The sequence below is a fragment of the Pseudomonas sp. HY2-MNA-CIBAN-0224 genome, from assembly GCF_040310285.1.
Classification (GTDB): Bacteria; Pseudomonadota; Gammaproteobacteria; order Pseudomonadales; family Pseudomonadaceae; genus Aquipseudomonas; species Aquipseudomonas helleri.
Window position 1 is genome coordinate 1 of the sequence record NZ_JBEOPQ010000188.1, and the last position, 444, is coordinate 444.

At 43.0% G+C, this 444-nt stretch carries 1 protein-coding gene; it reads right to left on the reverse strand.

Going from position 1 to position 444, the window contains the following annotated elements; translation table 11 throughout:
* Positions 1 to 175 precede the first annotated feature (175 nt).
* The coding region (locus AAEZ03_RS25970) for a 4-hydroxythreonine-4-phosphate dehydrogenase PdxA (RefSeq protein ID WP_350582606.1) at positions 176 to 444 on the reverse strand (269 nt) is incomplete at its 5' end.

Sequence of the window (444 nt, forward strand, 5' to 3'; positions counted from 1 at the left end):
CTATACCCCAACGGAACCAGCTATTTCACCCTCTAAACCTATTAACAGACTACTTAAAACAGACTGGTATAATGGAACCACTTATAACAGACCTTTTTTGATGATTCATAAATGACCATTATTCACACTAAGGTATATCCAATACTGCGTGACAAATGTCGCTAAGGCACCAGTTTTATGCAGGAGATCGATTAATAAGCGATTTATCGGCCATCTCATTTGCCATGGTTAATGCTTGATACAAGCTGGTTGCACTTGCGCCGCCGCGCCCTGCTAAATCAAGCGCTGTACCATGGTCAACTGAGGTACGAATATAGGGCAACCCCAAGGTAAGATTGACCGTATCACCAAAACCATGCGATTTAAGCACCGGCAAACCTTGGTCATGATACATCGCAATCACCGCATCGCAATTTGCCAAATGTCTTGGCGTAAATAAGGTAT